The organism is Saccharomonospora iraqiensis subsp. paurometabolica YIM 90007, from assembly GCF_000231035.2.
GTDB lineage: Bacteria > Actinomycetota > Actinomycetes > Mycobacteriales > Pseudonocardiaceae > Saccharomonospora > Saccharomonospora paurometabolica.
In genome coordinates, this window is the sequence record NZ_KI912190.1 from 1,224 (window position 1) to 2,199 (window position 976).

General features: G+C 73.0%; 1 protein-coding gene. It reads left to right on the top strand.

Features of this window, described 5'->3' with window-relative positions; translation table 11 throughout:
- The first annotated feature begins 482 nt into the window (after positions 1–482).
- Positions 483–914, top strand: coding sequence for an Hsp20/alpha crystallin family protein (locus SACPADRAFT_RS0201530; RefSeq protein ID WP_007027758.1), 432 nt, complete (start codon positions 483–485; stop codon positions 912–914).
- Positions 915–976: the final 62 nt, after the last annotated feature.

Below are 976 nucleotides of genomic sequence, written 5' to 3' on the forward strand. Positions count from 1 at the left end.
GGGGGTTCGGCCGGGGCCGTGGCCGACGGGGTCGCCCGGCCGGTGTCGTCGGCGTCCCCACCGTCGGGATCGTTCCCGTCGCCGCCGGTCACCAGGAAGGCGACGGCGACGGCGACCGCCACGAACACGGCCAGGGCGGCCAACAGCCCCCGACGTGGGTCCGCCACGCGCCTCATCTCCCCGCCGGTCACCCGTGGTCACTCGTGTGGGACCGCAACCGGCCCCTGTCCTTCCAACGGGTTAACCGCGATCCGGTGACGTCATGCCCGGCAGCGGACCCGCCGCCGTGCGGAACCTGCCCGCCGTGCGGGGACGGACCGGGCGCGGGACGAGGGCCGTTGGTCCCCGGTACCGGCCGGACGAGGGCCCTATCCGACCGGGAGCGGACGTGCTGACATGACAGTCGTGGGGTCCACGACGCCCGGGCCTGACGACCAGGGGAGCGTCCGTCCGCCCCACAGTCGGCGCGAAAGGAGCAGGCGATGACACTGCCGGCACGGTCCCAGCACCGTTCGCTGATCCCCGACTTCCGGGATCTGCTGGAGATGTTCCCCACGATGGGCGGTCTGCGGCCCGCTCTGGACGTGAACAGTATCCGGATCGAGGACCGCACCGAGGAGGACCGGTACGTCCTGCGCGCCGAACTCCCCGGCGTCGACCCGGACAACGACGTCGACATCACGGTGCACAACGGGCTGTTGACGATCGAGGCCCAGCGGTCGGAGCAGAAGTCCGAGGGGGGCCAGTCCGAGTTCCGGTACGGCTCGTTCGCCCGCACCGTGGCGCTGCCGTCCGGGGCGAAGGAGGACGCCATCGAGGCCTCCTACGACCACGGGATCCTCACCGTGACCGTCACGTTGGAGCGGCCGGAGGACACCGCGCGGCACATCAAGGTCAAGCACAACAACGGCTGACCCGCCCGCCCCCGGCCGGGCCCGGATCCCCGCGCGGGCCGCCGGGGGCACGCGGGACCGCG

What these genes read in the sequence shown, in the direction of transcription:
- SACPADRAFT_RS0201530 (WP_007027758.1), top strand. Translation starts at nt 483, where the DNA reads ATGACACTGCCGGCACGGTCCCAGCACCGTTCGCTGATCCCCGACTTC.